A 307-nucleotide genomic window follows, 5' to 3' on the forward strand; every position below is an offset into this window, starting at 1 on the left:
CGATTATGAGCCTGATCCAGTCAGCACGGCTGAATGGTCATGACCAATACGCCTATTTAAAGGATGTTCTGACGCGCCTACCGACACAGCGGGCGAGTGAGATTGATCAGTTGTTGCCGCATAAGTGGCAGCCAGTGGAATTACGCAAGGCGTGATGCGCGGACACATATCGTTGGTTCAGCTAGCCAATAAGTGCCCTCGGATCTTTAAAAAGGACGCGCTGAGAGTCGTTGTGTCTGCGTATATTTTTATTAGCAACTAATTCAACAGAAATTCGTTCTGTTGAGTCATTTGCAAAGCAGTCTTC

At 47.6% G+C, this 307-nt stretch carries 1 protein-coding gene; it reads left to right on the forward strand.

Features of this window, described 5'->3' with window-relative positions; translation table 11 throughout:
• The coding region (locus tag AC0L3B_RS39090) for a transposase domain-containing protein (protein WP_473383063.1) at positions 1-155 on the forward strand (155 nt) is incomplete at its 5' end.
• Positions 156-307 lie beyond the last annotated feature (152 nt).

Source organism: Bradyrhizobium sp. Kon56 (assembly GCF_055807635.1).